This window comes from uncultured Campylobacter sp. (assembly GCF_938017705.1).
Lineage (GTDB): Bacteria > Campylobacterota > Campylobacteria > Campylobacterales > Campylobacteraceae > Campylobacter_B.
The window spans coordinates 1-1002 of the sequence record NZ_CALIIS010000154.1; the positions used below are offsets into that span (position 1 = coordinate 1).

At 32.3% G+C, this 1002-nt stretch carries 1 protein-coding gene; it reads right to left on the reverse strand.

The features are described 5' to 3' along the window. On the reverse strand, positions 1-685 hold a 685-nt coding region (locus Q0605_RS07695), incomplete at its 3' end, for an MBOAT family O-acyltransferase (protein WP_298705769.1). Between the last annotated feature and the right edge of the window lie 317 nt (positions 686-1002).

Below are 1002 nucleotides of genomic sequence, written 5' to 3' on the forward strand. Positions count from 1 at the left end.
TTAGCGATAAAATTTCAGCTTTATCGAAGCCGTTGCTCGCCCAAACGGCAAATGTATCGGCGATAAGAACTTTTTTAAATAGACCCAAAGAAAATATAAAAAGTCCAAGAGCAATATTTTTATAATTTGGCACTTTATTTTTAAGATTACCAAACTGCGGCATAACCTCTTTGTGATGAACGATTGGGCCCGCTATGAGCTGCGGGAAAAATGTAACAAAGAGACAATAATTTAAAAAATTATATTCTTTAGTGCCTCCTCCGTTATATGAATCTACGAGGTATGCGATCTGCTGAAACGTAAAAAACGAAATTGCAAGCGGAAGGAGTAAATTTAAACTATGGATGTGCAGATTAAAGGCAAAATTTAAATTATCGATCAAAAAGTCCGAGTACTTAAAATATCCAAGTAGCGCTAAATTTGCAGCTATTGCGACAATCAAGATCGCCTTTTTTGAAATTTTTACATCACTTTTATTTAGCTCCATTCCGAAACAATAATTAAATATCATCGAACATAAGATTATAGGCAGATACGCGATGTTCCACCAAGCGTAAAAAAATAGCGATGAAGCGACTAAAAACCCCTTTGACAGCTCGCTTAAACGTCTTTTATTTAGGAAAAAATATATAAAAAATGTTATTGGTAAAAATGCAAATATAAATTCATATGAGTTAAAAAGCATCTATTCTCCAAATCCGTTATAAACTTCATATTCGCATACTCGCCTGCGATCTAAACGCCGGTAGATAAGCTATAAATCGGCTACTTTGCGTAAGATACACCGGAAAGGCAAAATGAAACTATGGATTATAGAGCAATCCGCATAAGTTTAGACTTAATTATAATGAATAATTCTATAAAATTTAAAACCAGATTGAAATTCCAAATTCAAGGAAAAGTACTACCTTTAAATTTTTAATTTTTCAAAATTTACGCTCTAGTTTGCTTCTATAAAATTTTACTTCCGCCCTACTTTAAAATTTCATCTTTTACCTAAAA